The organism is Bacillus sp. Root920 (assembly GCF_001429445.1).
Taxonomy (GTDB): Bacteria; Bacillota; Bacilli; order Bacillales; family Bacillaceae; genus Bacillus; species Bacillus safensis.
Genome location: NZ_LMJV01000001.1, coordinates 1,038,400 through 1,057,128, shown reverse-complemented (window position 1 = coordinate 1,057,128; position 18,729 = coordinate 1,038,400). Strand labels below are relative to the sequence as shown.

16 protein-coding genes are annotated in these 18,729 nt (G+C 41.8%); 14 read left to right on the top strand and 2 right to left on the bottom strand.

The features are described from left to right. Window positions 1-188 precede the first annotated feature (188 nt). From ASE42_RS04945 to ASE42_RS04935, 3 genes are all read left to right on the top strand, one after another. Window positions 189-1,367 (top strand): MFS transporter, encoded by a 1,179-nt coding sequence (locus ASE42_RS04945; protein ID WP_220396324.1) that lies wholly within the window; start codon window positions 189-191, stop codon window positions 1,365-1,367. A 107-nt stretch (window positions 1,368-1,474) separates the two neighbouring features. After that, complete coding sequence (locus tag ASE42_RS04940; RefSeq protein WP_056765910.1) at window positions 1,475-3,376, top strand: transglycosylase domain-containing protein; 1,902 nt, start codon at window positions 1,475-1,477, stop codon at window positions 3,374-3,376. Between the two features lie 18 nt (window positions 3,377-3,394). Beyond that, window positions 3,395-3,805 carry a thiol-disulfide oxidoreductase DCC family protein gene (locus ASE42_RS04935; protein WP_056765908.1) on the top strand — a complete coding sequence of 137 codons (411 nt, stop codon included), beginning with the start codon at window positions 3,395-3,397 and terminating at the stop codon, window positions 3,803-3,805. Window positions 3,806-3,847: 42 nt separating this feature from the next. Here the strand turns inward: ASE42_RS04935 and ASE42_RS04930 are convergent, their stop codons facing one another. Further along, window positions 3,848-4,405 (bottom strand): YufK family protein, encoded by a 558-nt coding sequence (locus ASE42_RS04930; protein ID WP_024423305.1) that lies wholly within the window; start codon window positions 4,403-4,405, stop codon window positions 3,848-3,850. Window positions 4,406-4,590: 185 nt separating this feature from the next. On the opposite strand from ASE42_RS04930, the gene malK reads away from it, so the two are divergent. The 7 genes from malK (at window position 4,591) to ASE42_RS04895 (ending at window position 13,573) form a co-directional block, all read left to right on the top strand. Further along, complete coding sequence (gene malK, locus ASE42_RS04925) at window positions 4,591-6,189, top strand: malate sensor histidine kinase MalK (RefSeq protein WP_024423306.1); 1,599 nt, start codon at window positions 4,591-4,593, stop codon at window positions 6,187-6,189. Continuing rightward, on the top strand, window positions 6,182-6,889 hold the full coding sequence (locus ASE42_RS04920) for a response regulator (RefSeq protein WP_024423307.1): 708 nt from the start codon (window positions 6,182-6,184) through the stop codon (window positions 6,887-6,889). The genes malK and ASE42_RS04920 overlap by 8 nt, the downstream gene beginning before the upstream one ends. Window positions 6,890-7,283: 394 nt before the next feature. Beyond that, entirely contained in the window at window positions 7,284-8,366 is a 1,083-nt protein-coding gene (locus ASE42_RS04915; RefSeq protein WP_024425935.1) for a BMP family lipoprotein, read from the top strand. 158 nt (window positions 8,367-8,524) lie between these two features. Then, window positions 8,525-10,060 (top strand): ABC transporter ATP-binding protein, encoded by a 1,536-nt coding sequence (locus ASE42_RS04910; RefSeq protein WP_024425936.1) that lies wholly within the window; start codon window positions 8,525-8,527, stop codon window positions 10,058-10,060. Then, entirely contained in the window at window positions 10,053-11,099 is a 1,047-nt protein-coding gene (locus tag ASE42_RS04905; RefSeq protein ID WP_056765906.1) for an ABC transporter permease, read from the top strand. The genes ASE42_RS04910 and ASE42_RS04905 overlap by 8 nt, the downstream gene beginning before the upstream one ends. Beyond that, on the top strand, window positions 11,100-12,059 hold the full coding sequence (locus ASE42_RS04900; RefSeq protein ID WP_024423311.1) for an ABC transporter permease: 960 nt from the start codon (window positions 11,100-11,102) through the stop codon (window positions 12,057-12,059). Window positions 12,060-12,235: 176 nt separating this feature from the next. Continuing rightward, window positions 12,236-13,573: a 2-hydroxycarboxylate transporter family protein gene (locus ASE42_RS04895; RefSeq protein WP_056765903.1), complete on the top strand. Its 1,338-nt coding sequence runs from the start codon at window positions 12,236-12,238 to the stop codon at window positions 13,571-13,573. 75 nt (window positions 13,574-13,648) lie between these two features. Here the strand turns inward: ASE42_RS04895 and ASE42_RS04890 are convergent, their stop codons facing one another. Then, complete coding sequence (locus ASE42_RS04890) at window positions 13,649-13,858, bottom strand: hypothetical protein (RefSeq protein ID WP_024423313.1); 210 nt, start codon at window positions 13,856-13,858, stop codon at window positions 13,649-13,651. A 219-nt stretch (window positions 13,859-14,077) separates the two neighbouring features. Here ASE42_RS04890 and ASE42_RS04885 point away from each other — a divergent pair, with 219 nt between their 5' ends. Genes ASE42_RS04885 through ASE42_RS04870 form a run of 4 tightly spaced genes read left to right on the top strand, consistent with a single transcriptional unit; the run spans window position 14,078 to window position 18,723 of the window. Then, window positions 14,078-16,483, top strand: a complete 2,406-nt coding sequence (locus ASE42_RS04885; protein WP_056765902.1) for a Na+/H+ antiporter subunit A — start codon at window positions 14,078-14,080, stop codon at window positions 16,481-16,483. Continuing rightward, window positions 16,480-16,911 (top strand): Na(+)/H(+) antiporter subunit B, encoded by a 432-nt coding sequence (locus tag ASE42_RS04880; protein ID WP_024423315.1) that lies wholly within the window; start codon window positions 16,480-16,482, stop codon window positions 16,909-16,911. Before ASE42_RS04885 ends, ASE42_RS04880 begins: the two co-directional genes overlap by 4 nt. Next, on the top strand, window positions 16,911-17,252 hold the full coding sequence (locus ASE42_RS04875) for a Na(+)/H(+) antiporter subunit C (protein WP_024423316.1): 342 nt from the start codon (window positions 16,911-16,913) through the stop codon (window positions 17,250-17,252). The genes ASE42_RS04880 and ASE42_RS04875 overlap by 1 nt, the downstream gene beginning before the upstream one ends. Continuing rightward, complete coding sequence (locus ASE42_RS04870; RefSeq protein WP_024425940.1) at window positions 17,245-18,723, top strand: Na+/H+ antiporter subunit D; 1,479 nt, start codon at window positions 17,245-17,247, stop codon at window positions 18,721-18,723. The genes ASE42_RS04875 and ASE42_RS04870 overlap by 8 nt, the downstream gene beginning before the upstream one ends. The last annotated feature ends 6 nt before the right edge of the window (window positions 18,724-18,729 follow it).

The window sequence follows — 18,729 nt, the reverse complement described above, 5'->3', positions numbered from 1 at the left end:
CATTCTCATACCATTATATTAAGACGGACCTTGAAATCACTTCATTTTCGTGAAAATAATGCAGATTCACTATGCCCAACCTATTCATCTGATGAAAGATCGTTTATTTTCCTTTATAATTATTAAGGAACACGAAATAAATAAAGAAGGTGATCTCTATCACAAACAGGAAGAAAAACTTGTACATCATGTGGTTTGTGAACTTTTTTGTATCTGCGAGCATTACAATGATCGTCCCTTTTTTATCACTTTACATAGAATCTCTTGATAGCAGCTATTCAAATGAATTTGTTCAAAGATGGAGCGGCTATGTCTTTGGGGTCACGTTTTTAACAGCCTTCCTGATTTCTCCGATTTGGGGGCGGATTGGCGACCGGCATGGCTATAAAAAGATTTTATTAATTAACGGAATTGGCATCGCCACAAGTATTCTATTAATGGGGCTTGTGCACACCGTGTATCAGCTATTCGCACTAAGGCTCTTCATGGGGCTTGTCACAGGCTTTATCTCGACTTCAATGGCACTGATTTCTGCACAGACCGAAAAGGCAACTGCCGGTAAAACCCTTGGCACGATGCAAATGAGTAATGTTGCCGGAGGATTGTTTGGTCCATTAATGGGTGGATTCATGGCAGACAGCGTCGGATTTATTTATACGTTTTTCCTTACAGCGGCTGTCATTTATGTGTCAGCTATTGTAATTATCTTCGGAGTGAAAGAACAGCCGATCCGATCAAAAGAAGCAAAGCGTGTTTCTTACTCACGGAAGGATGTACTCTTTCACATTTTCAAACAGCCTTTGCTTGTGGTCACGATGCTTTTAACGTTTATTACACAAGTAGGGAACTTTAGCATTCAGCCGCTTTTGGCTTTATACATTCATGATTTACATGGTCCTGTCAATCTCGCTTTTTATGCGGGCCTTGCTTTTTCTGCAACTGGACTTGGCAATTTGCTGTTTACGCGAAAATGGGGAGATCTCGGAGATCGAATTGGTCACGACAAGGTGCTGCTTGCCCTTCTCATTCTCTCCTCTATTTTATTTATCCCGCAAGCGATGGCGGATTCGTACGTCATGTTAGTCATTTTCCGTTTCCTATACGGGATGGCACTTGGCGGAATTATTCCGTGTACGACGGCGTATATCCGGATTAAAGCACCTGCTTCTATGCAAGGGGAAGTGCTCGGATACAATGTCAGCTTCCGCTTTCTTGGGAATGTCGTCGGTCCGGTAATCGGCGGCATTGTGGCGAGTCATTACGGGATTCCAGCTGTCTTTTATGTCACTGCCGGCATTTTTCTGTTTGGCGCGTTATTTTTATGGGCGGTCCGCTCGCATGCGAAAACAAAGGAAAGGAGTGTCTGATCATCTTCAGATACTCTTTTTTCTTGCGGAAAAGCCTTATTCACTAGACTTCACGCCCTTTCTTTTCTAAAAATAACCTTCTCGTATCCGCAAAAGAATGGTACGATATGGCTAGAAAATTGAAGAAAGTGAGTGACCTCATGTTTCGTGCAATCATTGGTTGGTTATTACTTGCTGCCCTCATCCCATTATTTGCTCTGACTTTTTATCTATCAAAGGAAGAAGCTGCAAGTGTAAAGCCTGTTAACGAAGTGCTTGATCAAAAAATCAAGCTGGAAAAGATAGATTTTTCCCAAAACAGTTATATGTATGACCGGGATGGTTCTCTTATCTCCGAGATCGTCTCAAACGATGAGAACCGAGTGTTCGTGAAATACGATAACATTTCTGAACCTGTGAAGGAGCTGTTCCTTCGTTCAGAGGACCGCAACTTTTATGACCATAAGGGAATTGACTTTATGGGGGTTGTTCGTGCCCTTGCTGCAAATGTCAAAAACCATGGCATCAGCCAAGGAGCGAGTACGATCACACAGCAGCTGTCCCGCAACTTATATTTAAGCCATGAACGTTCGTTCAGCCGAAAGTTTACGGAGCTACTCTATTCCTATGAACTTGAGCGGAAATTCTCGAAGGATGAAATTCTCGAAAGCTATTTAAATACGATTTATTTCAGTAATGGTGTTTACGGTGTTGGTTCAGCGGCTAATTACTATTTTGATAAGCCGCTTAGTTCTTTAACACTGGCACAAATGGCATTTATCTCTGCTATTCCAAACAACCCAACACTGTATGACCCATTAAAACAGTTCAAGCACACAAAGAAACGCCAAGAACGACTGCTTGGTATCTTGAAGAAAGATGGCGTCATCACCAAAAAGCAATACAAAAAAGCCGTCAAAGAAAAAATCAGCCTTTCTTTAAGTGAAAAGAAAAACCTATACCCTGACTATGTGACATATGCCAATGAAGAGTTTACCGATCTTGTGTCTGATCAGGAGGGCTTTACAAAACGATTGAAGAAAGCCAAAACAGCTGAAGCGAAAAAGGCGATTCAAAAGGAATTATCTGAAAAGGTCAGTGCCCTGCTCCAGGATGGTGTGAAAATTTATACGGCGCTTGATCCTTCCTTACAGCAAAGAGCCGTCTATCAGCTTAATGCTCAATTGCCTTACCAAGGTGTGGAAGGCGGATCAGCCGTCATTAATCATGAAACGCATCAAATTGTTGCACTTGCTGGCGGGAAAAACTATAAGAAATTTGATTTTAACTACGCTTATCAAGCGCAAAGACAGCCTGGTTCTGCGATTAAGCCGCTTTTAGACTATGCGCCTTATATTGATCAAACCGGCGCAACGGCTTCAAGCACCATCAGTGCCGGCAAGTTTTGCAGCAGCGGATACTGTCCGCAGAACTATAATCATAAAACGTATGGAACAGTCACACTTGAAACAGCCTTTAAACATTCTTACAATACCCCTGCGATCCGAATGCTGGATACAGTAGGTGTCAAAAAAGGCTTCAGCTATTTAGAGAAGTTCTCATTCGAGCATATCGTAGCGGATGATTACCGCCTTCCTTCTGCACTTGGCGGATTTACGAAAGGCTTCTCACCGCTAGAAATAACAGATGCGTATACCGTCTTTGGCAACCAAGGAGCCTACACACAAAGTCATTCGATCACAAAAGTGACAGACTTAAACGGTAAGACCCTTTACAAGTGGAAAGAGTCGCCAAAGCAAGTATATTCTCAGCGTACAAATGAAACGATGCGTAAGCTGCTTACCTCTGTTGTGAAGAGTGGGACAGGGAAAAAAGCGAATTTCAACGCCCCTTACATCGGTGGTAAAACAGGGACATCCAATGACTACAAAGATATTTGGTTTGTGGGACTGACAGATCAGTACACAATGGGTGTCTGGGTTGGAAGAGATAGAGGAACGGTGGAATCGATTTATCAATCAAGCCCGCACTTACGTATTTGGAAAAATACGATGCAATACGCCAGATAAACAGGAGGTTTGATTGCGATGCATTCAACACATCCACCCCATTTAATCTTATTTGACGGTGTCTGCAACGTGTGCAGCGGCGCTGTTCAGTTTGTGATTAAGCGCGATCCGAATGAACGGATGATGTTCGCTTCCTTACAATCAGATACAGGGCAGCATATTTTAAAGGAAAACGGTTTGCCTTTAGATGAGTTCAATTCATTCATTTATATCGAAAAAGGGACCCTTTATACGAAATCAACAGGCATCTTAAAAGCCGCGCGGCATTTAAAAGGGATATACAGATGGAGCTTTTTACTCCTAGCCATACCTCGCCCAATCCGTGATTGGTTTTATCAGTTGATAGCAAAAAATCGCTACAAATGGTTTGGTCAAAAAACATCTTGTATGATGCCTACACCCGATATTCAAAAACGGTTTCTTTCATAAAAAAAGCATCCTCCATCATTGGAGGATGCTTTCTTTGTCTGCTTATGAAGGCAGACTTGCCATCACACTGTTATAAAGCTTAATAAATAAGTACAAAATACCGATCAAAAACGTCGCCCAAAACAGCAGAATAAACATCATAAATCCAATCAAATTCAGCATAGAAAGCGATTGATAAATGCGAACCACAACCCAGATAAAATAGACAAGACTTGCTAATGCAAAAAGTCCGACTAGCAGAATGAGCTGCTGCGTCAACAGAAAAGCTAGCAAGCTGGCAAATAAATAAACAACGGATGCAATCCGAATTTTCTTTAAGTTCTCCCCTTCAGGGTCCTTAGCGAAAAAGAGTAACGCCAGCTCTAATACCGTATCTGCAATCAGTTTTAAGGCAGATAAGATCATAAAATAAACAAGTGCAAAAGCAGCAAAGAGAGCAAGACGAATGCCCTGTTCTGAGAAAAATTCAAGCATTCCTTTTAAAATGCCTGCTTGAGTCAAGAAATCAGTTGTGATACCTACTGTGAAAATCGAAAAAGCAGAGCTGAATAGTAAAATTGAAATCAGCGGAAAATATCCAGTCAAATATGTATTTTTCATAAATAGATCCTTTCTCATAAGCTCACATTTATTATGGCTCACTTAAAACGGATTGACAAGATGCTTTCAAAGTAAACCGACAGCAAAATCAAATTTATGATTTTGCACGTACATTCCTTCACAAACTTACATTTTCCCGTTAAAGTATTACTGTTACGAAAAAATCGTGCGTTAGGGGTATACTCGTGAAAAAAACTTTAAGATTGCAAACACGGCTGACGATCTTTGTGTGCATCGTTGTCCTGATCTCCCTTTGTATCACATTCTTTACAATATGGTCGGAAACAGCCAAGAACATCCATCAGCAGGAACGTGACATTGCTCTCTCTACTGCCAAAATGGTCGCAGAGGCACCGATCACAGCACAATCATTAGAAGATCATTCGTATTCCGCATTACGAAAATATACAACAAGTGTTCAGCAAATCACCAAAACCGAATTCGTTGTCGTCATGGATATGAACGGTATCCGCAAAACACACCCAAATCCGCAGAAAATTGGAAAGCGGTTTGCCGGCGGTGATGAAAAAGCAGCATTACAGGGAAAAGAACATATTAGTACGGCTTCTGGAACACTCGGCAGATCCATGCGTGCTTTTGTTCCTGTTTATGATCAAAATGGAAAGCAGCTTGGGGCTGTGGCCGTAGGGATTACGTTAAAGGAAATTGACTTGATTATTCATCAAAGCTTACTTCCACTCTACTTCGTCACATCACTCAGCCTTCTATCTGGTATCATCGGAGCACTCATTGTGGCAAGAAAAGTGAAGAAGATTATGTTTGGACTTGAGCCGGATGAGATCGCCACATTGTTAAAAGAACGAAGTGCCATGCTAGAATCAACAAAAGAAGGGATTCTGGCCGTCGATCAGCACGGTAAAATCAAACTGGCCAATGCAGAGGCCAAACGGCTCTTTCATAATATGGGCATTATGGTTGATCCTAGAGAACAAGATGTGCAAACTCTCCTCCCTTCAAGCGGCTTAAAACAGGTCATTGAAACACGCAAGCCGCTGCTTGATCGTGACGTGAGAATGAATGGACTGGAACTCGTCTTTAATGAAGTGCCAATTACGGTAAAAGGTGAAATTGTCGGAGCCATCGCCACCTTCCGTGACAAAACAGAAGTGAAACATCTGGCTGAGCAGCTTAGCGGGGTCAAAATGTATGCGAATGCGCTCCGTGCCCAGTCACATGAATTTATGAACAAGCTGCATGTCATTTTAGGATTGGTTCAGCTCAAAAACTACGATGACCTTGGCACCTATATCAAAGATATTGCAATCTATCAGCAAACGGAAACAAATGAAATCATCAACCATGTGAAAAACTCTGTTTTAGCAGGATTTTTACTAGGAAAACAAAGCTATATCAGGGAACAAGGCGCTGCCTTGGAGGTTATTTGCAGCACACAAGTGCCAAATACGGAGGACCCGGCAGTGACGCATGATCTCATTACCGTGATTGGCAACTTGTTAAATAACGCACTCGATGCTGTTTCACATACTGACACGAAAAACATCTCGATCTCCTTCAGATACGTCCATGAGCAGCTTCACATTGAAATCACGGACACAGGTGTTGGTCTCACGAAAGAAGAACAAGACATCATGTTTGATCAAGGTTTTTCAACTAAAGGAGAAGACCGAGGGTTCGGACTCTACTTCGTTGACCAAAGCATCAAGAAATTGAACGGACATATGATTGTCACGAGTGAAAAAGGAGAAGGAACGACCTTTAGTCTCCGCATTCCGTATAAACAAAAGGAGGATTCACATGATTAATGTGTTAATAGTAGAAGATGATCCAATGGTTGGGGAGCTGAACAAACGCTACCTGACCCAAATCGACGGCTTTGAGTTAAAGGGGATTGCCACCTCCTTTCAGCAGGCACTTGAAGTGTTAAAAACAGAAGTCATACACCTCGTACTGCTCGATATTTATATGCCTGGACAAAATGGGCTGGCATTACTAACAGAAATTCGCCAGCAAAATCATGCCGTTGATGTCATTGTCATTTCGGCTGCAAATGAAGTCGATGTTGTACAGCAAACGATGCGAAACGGAGCAGTTGATTATTTAATTAAGCCGTTTGAGTTCGAACGATTCCAATCAGCACTGGCAGAGTATAAACGGAAACACGCCCTGTATCAATCCATGAACAGCATTTCGCAAAATGATTTAGATGCGAAGCTTTTTCATAAAAAAGCAGAGGCGGAAAAAGTCCTCTTGCCAAAAGGACTGACCAAAAGCACACTTAAACTCATCTGGACAAGCATTCAATCATTTGGCCAGCAGGCTTTCACAACCGAAGACCTAGCCAATCATACAGAAATCTCTCAAGTCTCCATTAGAAAATACTTGAAATTCCTTGAGGATATCGAAGTGGTGGATGTTGAAATGGCATATGGGACAATAGGACGTCCTGTTTTCCAATATAAACTGAACACGAGCAATATGAATTTGATTCAGCAATATCTTTAAAATACTACATCTGACCTTTCACAAAGGCCAGATGTTTTTTTATGGCATACGATGTAACAAACCCCTTGATATCAGTGGTTCTGCTGTAGCGGAGCACATCACAAAAGCGGCATTATATCATATTTCAGCAGATAAAAAGACATCAAATAAAGCCATTTAACATTTTTTTAAAAATAAAACAAATTTCTATTTATTTATTCGATCGGAAATGATAAATTATGATTGATTAGTTCAACGAGATATAAGTCTGATGTCTTACATCTTCTCTCCTGCTCTCCATAAGTTTCATGAGAAAGCAGGATAAAATACCCTCTTCAGAAGGGTGAGAAGAGATAGATCGGTCTTTTTTCGCGAGACTTTTCTGAAACTTTTAAATTTTATAGGGGGTTATGTTTTGAAGAAGCGCAAAATTGGACTAGCATTGTCCTTAGTCGTAGCAGCAGGAACCATCCTTGGAGCATGCGGCAACTCTGGCTCAAACAGCGGTGAAAGCAAAAAAGATAAAGATCAATTCACTGTTGCAATGGTAACTGATGTCGGTGGTGTCGATGACAAATCGTTTAACCAATCAGCTTGGGAAGGTTTACAAGCATTTGGGAAAGACAACAATCTAAAAAAAGGTAAAAACGGCTTTGATTACTTACAATCTAAATCAGATGCTGACTATACAACAAACTTAAACACACTTGCTCGTGAGAAATTCGACTTGATTTACGGAATTGGTTTCTTAATGGAAGATGCTATTTCTGAAATTGCGGATCAACGTAAGAAAAACCACTTTGCGATCGTTGATGCAGTCGTGAAAAAAGACAACGTGGCCAGCATTGTGTTTAACGAAAACGAAGGATCATTCCTTGTGGGTGTTGCGGCTGCTCTTTCTACAAAATCAAACAAAATTGGATTCGTAGGCGGCGTTGATTCTGAATTAGTCAGAAAATTCGAAGTTGGCTTCCGCGCAGGTGTTGAAGCAGCTAACCCGAAAGCAAAAGTTGAAGTGAAATATGCCGGTGCATTCGATAAGGCTGACATCGGGAAAGCAACAGCTGAAAGCATGTACAAATCTGGCGTCGACATCATCTATCATGCTGCTGGCGGCACTGGAACTGGTGTCTTCACTGAAGCGAAAAACCTGAAAAAAGCAGATCCTAACCGTAAAGTTTGGGTTATCGGTGTAGATAAAGACCAGTATGACGAAGGAAAAGTACCTGGAACAAAACAAAGTGTTACCCTTACTTCTATGGTTAAGAAAGTAGACACAGCGGTACAAGACTTAACAACGAAAGCAAAAGAAGGTAAGTTCCCTGGCGGCGAAGTGATCACATACGGTCTGAAAGAAGGCGCTCTTGACATCTCTCCATCTAAGGAAAACCTTGATAAAGATGTATTAAAGAAAGTCGAAGAATGGAAACAAAAAATCATCAAGGGTGAAGTGAAAATCCCTGCAACACGTGATGAACTAAAAGATTTTAAAGCTTAATTTGAGCAGCGGGATAAGCGCGCCTTATCCCCTGCCTCTCCTTTACCTCCTCTTTATTCGTAAAAGGTGGTAAAAGAAAAGCTGCAGCCTCGTTTTGCAGCTTTTCTTTTGCTAGTTTTTATCTTCATCAGCACCCTAAAAAAGGAGCGGTTAAACCTGTGGATTATGTCATTGAAATGTTGAATATACGCAAAGAATTCCCTGGCATTGTAGCAAACGACAACATTACGCTGCAGCTAAAAAAGGGCGAAATTCATGCGCTGCTTGGTGAAAACGGCGCTGGAAAATCAACGCTCATGAACGTGCTTTTCGGACTGTACCAGCCTGAAAAAGGTGAAATCAAGGTACACGGAAAACCTGTGACCATCTCTAGTCCAAATGATGCTAGTGATTTAGGCATCGGAATGGTGCATCAGCACTTTATGCTGGTCGATACCTTCACTGTCGCTGAAAACATCATTTTAGGTAAAGAGCCCAAGAAGTTTGGAAAGATTGACAAAGAACAAGCCATACAGCAAGTACAAGAGCTTTCTGACCGCTATGGTTTGAAAATAGATCCTGCCGCAAAAGTATCTGACATCTCTGTCGGCATGCAGCAGCGTGCAGAAATCTTAAAAACACTTTACCGCGGCGCTGACATTTTGATCTTCGACGAACCAACGGCCGTTTTAACACCTCAAGAAATCAAAGAACTCATACAAATTATGAAAAACTTAATCAATGAAGGAAAATCCATTATTTTAATCACCCATAAGCTGAAAGAAATTATGGATGCCTGTCATCGCGTGACCATTATCCGAAAAGGCCAAGGCATTCGTACACTTGATGTGGCAAGCACAAATAAAGATGAACTTGCAAGCCTCATGGTTGGTCGTGAAGTGTCATTTAAAACAGATAAAAAAGCTGCTTCTCCAGCTGAGGAAGTTCTTCAAATTCAAGACCTCACAGTAAAAGACGCCAGAGGAATTGAAGCGGTCAAACAGTTGAACCTCTCAGTGAAGGCTGGCGAAATTGTCGGAATTGCTGGGGTAGATGGCAATGGCCAGTCTGAATTAATTGAAGCCATTACCGGTCTAAAGAAATCAGAATCTGGCACAATCATGCTAAACGGGAAAGCCATTCAAAATCTCCCGCCTCGTAAAGTGACCGAATCTGGGATTGGACATATTCCTCAGGATCGTCATAAACATGGACTTGTACTCGATTTTTCAATTGGAGAAAACATTTCCTTACAAACGTATTATCAGCGTCCTTATTCAAAATTCGGCTTATTGAATATGAAAAATATTTATCAAAAAGCAAAACGAATCATTGCGGAATATGACGTCAGAACACCGAGTGAATATACAGAAGCGCGCGCTCTGTCAGGCGGTAACCAGCAAAAAGCCATTATCGGCCGTGAAGTTGACCGCAATCCTGATTTATTAATTGCCGCTCAGCCGACACGAGGACTTGATGTTGGTGCGATTGAATTTGTTCATAAACGTCTAATCGAGCAAAGAGACGCAGGCAAAGCCGTTTTGCTCATCTCCTTTGAGCTTGATGAAATTATCAATGTCAGTGATAAGATCGCTGTTATTTTCGAAGGCAGCATTGTCGCCATTGTTGATCCAAAAGAAACAACAGAGCAAGAGCTTGGTCTATTAATGGCTGGAAGTACGCAACAGGAAGTGGGGAAAGAAGCAAATGTCTAATCGCTTAACAAATCTGCTGATTCCGCTTATAGCCATTGTACTTGGTCTTTTGGTTGGGGCCATTATTATGCTGGCAAGCGGTTATAGTGTCATCGAAGGCTATAGCGCCCTTTGGAATGGCGTTTTCGGTGAAACTTATTATATGGGAGAAACCATCAGGCAAGAGACGCCTTATATATTATCAGGTCTTGCTGTTGCCTTTGCATTTCGGACAGGCCTGTTTAATATCGGTGTAGAAGGTCAAATGCTTGTTGGCTGGGTAGCTGCTGTATGGATTGGAACAACTGTCCATGCTCCTATGTATATTCATCTGCCGCTTGCACTCATCACCGCAGCTGCTGCAGGTGCTTTATGGGGCTTTATTCCTGGTTTTTTAAAAGCTCGTTTTTATGTGCATGAGGTCATCGTTACTATCATGATGAACTACATTGCCCTTCATGTCACAAACTATTTAATCTCAAATGTCTTAACAGATAATAAAGATAAAACAGATAAAATCGATGCCACTGCCTCGCTCCGCTCTGGATTTTTTGAACAGATCACTGATTTTTCCCGAATGCATAACGGTATTTTTGTTGCCATTATTGCTGCGGTCGTGATGTGGATCATTATTCAAAAAACGTCTAAAGGGTTTGAATTACGAGCAGTTGGAATGAACCAGCAGGCATCACATTATGCTGGTATGAACGTTCGCCGCAATATCATTTATGCGATGCTTATTTCAGGTGCTTTTGCAGGTCTTGCAGGCGCTATGGAAGGTCTTGGTACATTTGAATATGCCTCTATTAAAGGCTCGTTTACAGGCGTAGGTTTTGATGGAATTGCCGTCGCTTTATTAGGTGGAAATACGGCTGTTGGTGTTGTCCTTGCTGCATTATTGCTTGGTGGATTGAAGGTCGGTGCATTAAATATGCCGCTTGAATCAGGCGTACCGACTGAGGTTGTTGATATTGTCATTGCGATCATCATTCTTTTCGTCGCCTCAAGCTATATTATCCGTCTTGTGATTCAACAAATGAAGAAAAAGGGGGGAAAATAAGTGGGATTTCTGCAAATACTTGAAATCATCGTCCCAGCTACACTTGTTTATGCTGCACCACTTATTTTAACCGCTCTTGGAGGCGTCTTTTCAGAAAGATCAGGTGTTGTCAATATCGGTCTTGAAGGGTTGATGGTCGTCGGAGCATTTTCCAGTATTATCTTTAACTTATTTTTTGCTGATACGTTTGGAGCCTTGACCCCGTGGCTTGGGCTTCTCGTCGGAATGGCCGTTGGCGGATTGTTCTCACTGATTCATGCAGTGGCGACCATTACCTTCCGAGCTGATCAAACGGTCAGTGGTGTGGCGATTAACATGCTGGCACTTGGCGCTACATTGTTTGTCGTCAAACTGATTTATGGGAAAGCACAAACTGATAAAATTACAGAGCCTTTCTATAAAGGAGATATCCCCCTTTTAAGTGACATTCCGATCATTGGTGATATTTTCTTTAAAGATGTTTATTATACGTCTATACTCGCCTTAGCTCTTGCGGTTGTTGCTTGGTTTGTTTTATTTAAAATGCCGTTTGGTCTTCGTCTTCGTGCAGTCGGAGAGCATCCAATGGCAGCTGATACAATGGGTATCAAAGTGTACCGGATGCGTTACATCGCTGTTTTCATTAGTGGACTGTTTGGCGGTCTTGGCGGAGCTGTTTATGCCTCAACGATCGCGCTTGATTTCTCACATGCCACCATTACTGGACAAGGCTTCATCGCACTAGCTGCGCTTGTATTCGGTAAATGGCATCCATTTGGCGCAATGGGCGCTGCTTTATTCTTTGGATTTGCTCAAAGTTTAAGCATCATTGGCTCTCTCCTGCCGCTGTTCCAAGATATACCGAATGTGTATATGCTCATAGCACCATATGTGCTTACCATTTTAGCACTTACTGGCTTCATTGGACGTGCCGATGCACCGAAAGCTCTTGGTACGCCTTATCTAAAAGGAAAACGATAAATACGATGTATGATCAATCCCCTGAAGGACAAACTACCTTCAGGGGATTTTTGTATGATAAAAAACTCAAAAACTCCTGTTTATTTTACTTTTATTACACTTATTTTAGTTTAATAAATAGAAGAGTGTCATTGAATCTTCTACAATTGAGACAAATAGCATTTGGGGGTGTTTATGTGGCTAATGCACAACAATTGAAATCGATTACAGACGATTCTGACAATAATAAAAGCGTTTTCCGTAAGATCATGTCTTGGAAAATTGGTGTTATTGATCTACCTGTGTATTTAGTACTTGCAGCGATTATTTTAACTGCCGCTTATTTCAATAAAATTCCAGCAAATATGCTTGGTGGTTTCGCTGTTATTATGATTTTGGGGATTTTCCTTGGAGATGTAGGACAACGTATTCCAATCTTAAAAGATATTGGTGGACCGGCGATTCTTTCTTTATTCGTACCATCGTTCCTGGTCTTTTTTAATGTTCTGAATCCGAACTCATTGGAAGCGGTTACGTCTCTTATGAAAACGTCGAACTTCCTTTACTTCTATATCTCTGCTCTTGTAGTAGGTAGTATTCTTGGGATGCAGCGAACTGTTTTAGTACAAGGCCTTATTCGTATGTTTGTTCCTCTCGTTGCAGGTACAATTGCAGCTGTGAGTGCTGGTATCCTTGTTGGCCTTTTAGTTGGTTTCACACCGCATCATTCATTCTTCTTTATTATTGTACCGATTATTGCCGGTGGTGTTGGAGAAGGGATTCTGCCATTATCTATCGCTTATTCACAAATTCTTGATGTATCAGCAGAGTCATTAATTTCTCAATTAATTCCTGCGGCTGTCATCGGGAACGTCATTGCCATTATCTGTGCTGGCGCATTGAAGAAGCTTGGTGAGAAACGTCCAGAACTAAACGGGAATGGCCGTCTTGTGAAATCTAAAGAAGCAAACGAAATTTTCGAGCAGCCAGATTTGGATGCAAAAGTTGATTTCGGGTTAATGGGTGCTGGTGTACTCATTGCTTGTACAACCTTCATCTTTGGTGGTTTGTTAGAAAGCTTTGTTCATATTCCAGGTCCAATCTTAATGATTGTTCTTGCTGCTTTAATCAAATACTTAAACGTGATGCCTCAGCATCTTCAAAACGGCTCACAGCAGTTCTACAAGTTTGTATCTAAAAGCTTTACATGGCCGCTGATGGTTGGTCTTGGTATTCTATACATTCCACTTGATGATGTAGCAACTGTCATCTCCATTCCATTCGTATGCGTATGTATTGCTGTTGTACTCGCAATGGTTGGTTCTGGTTACTTCGTTGGAAAACTAATGAACATGTATCCAGTAGAATCTGCTATTGTCACTGGCTGCCACAGCGGACTTGGCGGTACTGGCGACGTTGCGATTCTTTCAGCTTCTGGAAGAATGGGTCTTATGCCTTTCGCACAAGTATCTACACGACTTGGCGGAGCAGCAACTGTTATCTGTGCAACGATCTTACTCAGAGTGTTTAGTTAAACTACCACACATAAAAAGCATGGGCTCTCCACATGGGCCCATGCTTTTTTTATATTTCTTTTCTCCTATAGGATCTTATTCATCAGCTAATACAATTCGTAAATATTCCCTGGGCTGAAAAGGATACAGCTTGGTTTCTTGATAGCTCATGTGAAGAAGATGCTCAGAAAACAGCGGCCATTCACTCCCGGCCTGCCACCTTTTTTGATCATTTCGGTCAATCAAGAATGCTCCTCCTAAAATCGTGCAGAATAGGCTTAAGCTGATGGCGATCTTTCGTTTCATTTGATCAGCTCCTTTAGGAAAAGCATGTACGAAAAACAAAACAATATACAATGAGTATCATTTTTGATAAAATTATTTTTGTGGTCAAAAGAACCTAAAACAAATACAGTTTGCTTGAAATCGTTCCAAACCAATGCACTATGGCTGTATTTACGCTATAATTTTAATTACCAGTTCTTTAGAACGTGAATTTATATTGATCAAAGGAGGTTCATTTTCTTGCAGCTTATTCACTTCGCCATCCTATCACCTTTTTTACTCGCTTTTGTTGTACCTTTCCTTTACAAATATGTGAGGCGTATACATACAGGATGGTTTGTTCTCATCTTGCCGATTCTTTTATTTACCTATTTCATCCAAATGTTACACATCACTTCGAATGGACGAACGCTTTTCTCACAGGCTGAATGGATTCCATCTTTAGGGATGAATTTCACTGTGTATGTCGATGGTCTCAGCCTGTTATTTGCTTTATTAATTACAGGTATCGGCTCACTAGTGGTGCTGTACAGTATTTTCTACTTATCAAAGGAAAAAGAACAGCTTGGCTCTTTCTACACGTATTTGCTCATGTTTATGACCGCGATGCTGGGTGTCGTTCTTTCTGACAACATGGTGGTTTTATACTTGTTTTGGGAGTTAACGAGTATCTCTTCCTTCCTCTTAATTGGGTATTGGTATAAGCGGGAGCGCTCTAGATATGGAGCAACGAAATCACTGCTTATTACTGTTTTTGGCGGATTAGCTATGCTTGGTGGCTTCATCCTCATTTACCTGATTACTGATTCATTCAGTATTCGTGAAGCAGTCAATCAGCTTCAGCTCATCATGGCATCACCTTACTTTATCCCTGCCATGATCCTAATCTTACTAGGTGCCTTTACAAAATCAGCGCAGTTCCCATTCTATATCTGGCTGCCTGATGCAATGGAAGCACCGACCCCTGTGAGCAGTTATCTGCATTCTGCTACGATGGTGAAAGCCGGTATTTATCTTGTTGCCCGCTTCAGTCCAATCTTTGCTATATCAGAGGTGTGGTTCTGGACCATTTCCATCGTTGGGCTTGTCACATTATTCTGGGGATCATTCCACGCCGTCCGGCAAAACGATTTGAAAGCCATTCTGGCCTATTCGACAGTGAGTCAGCTCGGCATGATTATGCTCATGCTTGGCGTCGGCGCAGCTGCGATTCATGAAAACAATCCTGCCTTTTTTGGCGCAGCCGTTCTTGCAGCTATTTTTCACCTCATTAACCATGCTACGTTTAAAGGCAGTCTCTTTATGGCAGCTGGTATTATCGATCATGAAACAGGAACTCGTGACATTCGGAAATTAGGCGGATTAATGACGATCATGCCGATTACCTTCACAATTACGTTAATCGGTACATTTTCAATGGCCGGATTACCGCCATTTAACGGTTTCTTAAGTAAAGAGCTATTTTTCACAAGTATGATACGGATTTCTGATATCAGCTTTACGGACGTTTCAACATGGGGTGCCATCTTCCCGACACTCGCTTGGCTCGCTAGCGTCTTTACGTTCATTTATAGTATGATGCTCCTCTTTAAAACTTTTAGAGGCCGTCTGAATATAGACCAATTGGAGAAAAAACCGCATGAAGCACCGATCGGCATGCTCATTCCGCCCATCATTCTAGCTGCACTTGTGGTCACCTTCTTCTTTTTCCCTAATATTCTTGCCTATTCTGTCATTGAACCTGCAATTGCGGCGATCATTCCTGAAGCGATTGAAACAGGAAGCCGTTTTTCTGTGAAAATTGAAGCATGGCATGGCTTCCAGCCAGAACTCTATATGACAATAGGTGTTGTTGTACTCGGCACAATCGGCTACTTGACGCTTTCAAAATGGCGTCCAATGTACAACATCTTTAAGGAAAAGTGGTCATTTAACGCTTTATACGACCGCTCTCTTATCGGTTTAGAAAAAGGTTCATACCGCCTGACAAACAGTTATATGACTGGTTTTCTTCGTGACTATCTTGTCTATGTGTTTGGGTTCATGATTATCGTCATTGGCGGCGTGATGTTTTATCAGCAGGCCTTTTCATTTCAAACTGATCAGGCTGCCTCAATTGGCACGTATGAGGTGCTTCTTTCACTTGTGATGGTGGCGGCGACGATTGCCACAGTATTCGCAAGTTCACGATTAACAGCTATTATTGCACTAGGTGTCATGGGCTACACGCTGTCATTATTCTTCGTGATTTTCAGAGCACCTGACCTTGCGCTGACGCAGCTGATTATTGAAACGATTTCTGTCGCACTGTTTTTGCTTTGCTTCTATCATTTGCCGAAGCTGAGCTTAAAGCAAAAAACAAGAAGATTCAAAATGACCAATTTCATCATTTCATTAGGTGTTGGGGTTGTTGTCACTTGTCTAGCTTTCGCTTCCACAAGTCAGCAGTCACTTGACACCATCTCAACTTACTTTATTGAAAACAGCTACAAACTTGCTGGCGGTGACAATATTGTCAATGTCATTCTTGTAGATTTCAGGGGCTTTGATACCCTTTTTGAAATTACCGTGCTCGCCATTGCGGCACTTGGTATTTATGGGTTATTAAAAACACAAGCAAAACGGAAGAGAGGTGTGCGGCGATGAGAAAGATTGATACGAATGATATGCTTTTGCAAGTCACAACAAAAATCACAGCATTCATCATCTTGCTTTTCTCCCTTCACCTATTTCTTGCGGGACATAACAATCCTGGCGGCGGATTCATTGGCGGCCTGATGAGTGCTGCGGCTGTCGTTCTTCTGCTTTTAGCCTATGATCTGAAGACAGTAAGACGCATTTTGCCATTTGACTTTATTTATGTAACTGGAGCCGGTTTGCTCGTTGCGATCCTGACAGGTATGGGATCCTTTCTATTCGGTGCACCTTTTCTATCCCATGCATTTGATTATTTCCAATTACCGTTTTTAGGGAAAACCGAACTGGCGACAGCCGTCCTGTTTGATATCGGTGTGTATTTGGTTGTTGTCGGTGTCACCATGACCATTATTCAAATGATTGGAGAGAAGGAATAATGGAATTTCTAATGTCTATTATCGTCGGAATTATTTTTATGGCGGCGACCTATTTGATGCTGTCAAAGAGCCTTCTGCGGGTCATCGTCGGTACTGCTGTTTTGAGTCACGGCGTCCACTTGCTTCTTTTAACAATGGGCGGTTTAAAAAAAGGAGCGCCTCCAGTTCTAAAAGAGGGGCTCACATCCTATGTAGATCCATTGCCACAAGCATTAATTTTAACAGCCATTGTCATTGCTTTTGGTGTGACATCCTTATTACTTGTCATGGCCTTCCGTGCCTTCCAAGAGCTGCGAACAGATGACATGGATCAAATGAGAGGAAATGATCAGCATGAATAATCTCGTGATCCTGCCTATATTAATTCCATTACTAGCTGCTACACTATTGATCTTTATGAATAAAAACATCATGCTGTCAAGAGTCTTTAGTGTCTTGGCATCTCTTTCAGCCATTATATGTAATGCATATTTGGTTCAAACGATTTTCACAAATGGGATACAAACCCTTTATTTGGGCGGCTGGAAAGCGCCATTTGGGATTGCCCTTGTGGCCGATCAATTTGCTGCACTCCTTGTGCTGACCGCTTCCGTTGTCGGGCTTGTGACAGTCCTCTTCTCCTTTCAAACGATTGGGAAAGAAAGAGAGCGGCTCTTCTATTATTCTGGCGTACAGTTTTTGTTAGCTGGCGTGAGCGGAGCCTTTTTAACGGGAGATATTTTCAACCTGTTTGTATTCTTTGAATTACTGCTGATGGCATCTTATATGCTTATTGTATTAGGCGGATCAAAGCCTCAGCTTCGTGAATCACTCAAATATATTGTGTTTAATATCATCTCGTCGGCATTATTTATTGTCGGAGTCGCCTGTTTATATGCAGTGACGGGTACGCTCAATATGGCTGATTTAAGTGTGAAAATAGCTGAATCAGGGCAAACAGGATTAATCACTGTTATTTCCATCCTGTTCCTCATTGTATTCGGCTTAAAAGCTGGGATCTTCCCGCTTTATTTCTGGCTGCCAGGATCGTATCATGCGCCGCCAGCAGCGATTTCAGCTCTATTTGGGGCTTTGCTGACAAAGGTTGGCTTATATGCGATTGCAAGAGTCTTTACATTAATTTTTATACACGATACAGGCTTCACCCATACACTCATGGCGTGGCTTGCCGCACTGACGGTGATATTCGGTGTGATAGGCTCGATCGCCTATTCTGATGTGCAGAAGATTGTAATTTATAACATTGTCACAGCTGTTGGGGTCATTTTGTTTGGATTTGCAGCCAACACACCTGCATCACTCCAAGGTGCCATTTATTATCTCATTCACGACATGGTGATCAAAGGGGCTTTATTTATGCTGGCAGGTGCCCTCTTTGTGTATGCTGGTACAAACCAACTGAAAAAAATGGGTGGACTGATTCAATCCCAGCCTCTATTAGGATGGATGTTTTTCATATCGGCTTTATCGCTTGCAGGAATTCCGCCGCTAAGTGGCTTTGTTGGAAAACTAAAAATTGTGGAAGGTGGATTTTCTGCTGGACACATGACGTTTTCTATCCTGGTCTTACTGTCCAGTCTTCTTGTCCTCTACTCTATTATGAAGATTTTCATGTCCGCATTTTGGGGCGAGGAACAGGATATGCGAAGAAGAAAGCCGTCAATTAAAGGAATGGTGTACCCTGGCGTACTGCTTGTCGTCTTATCGCTTGCCATTGGGTTAGGGACAGAGTTCATTGCCCCTTATATCAATCAAGCAGCGGAAATGCTCTCTACACCAGAAAAATATATTCAAGCTGTGCTGAAGGAGTAGATGAAC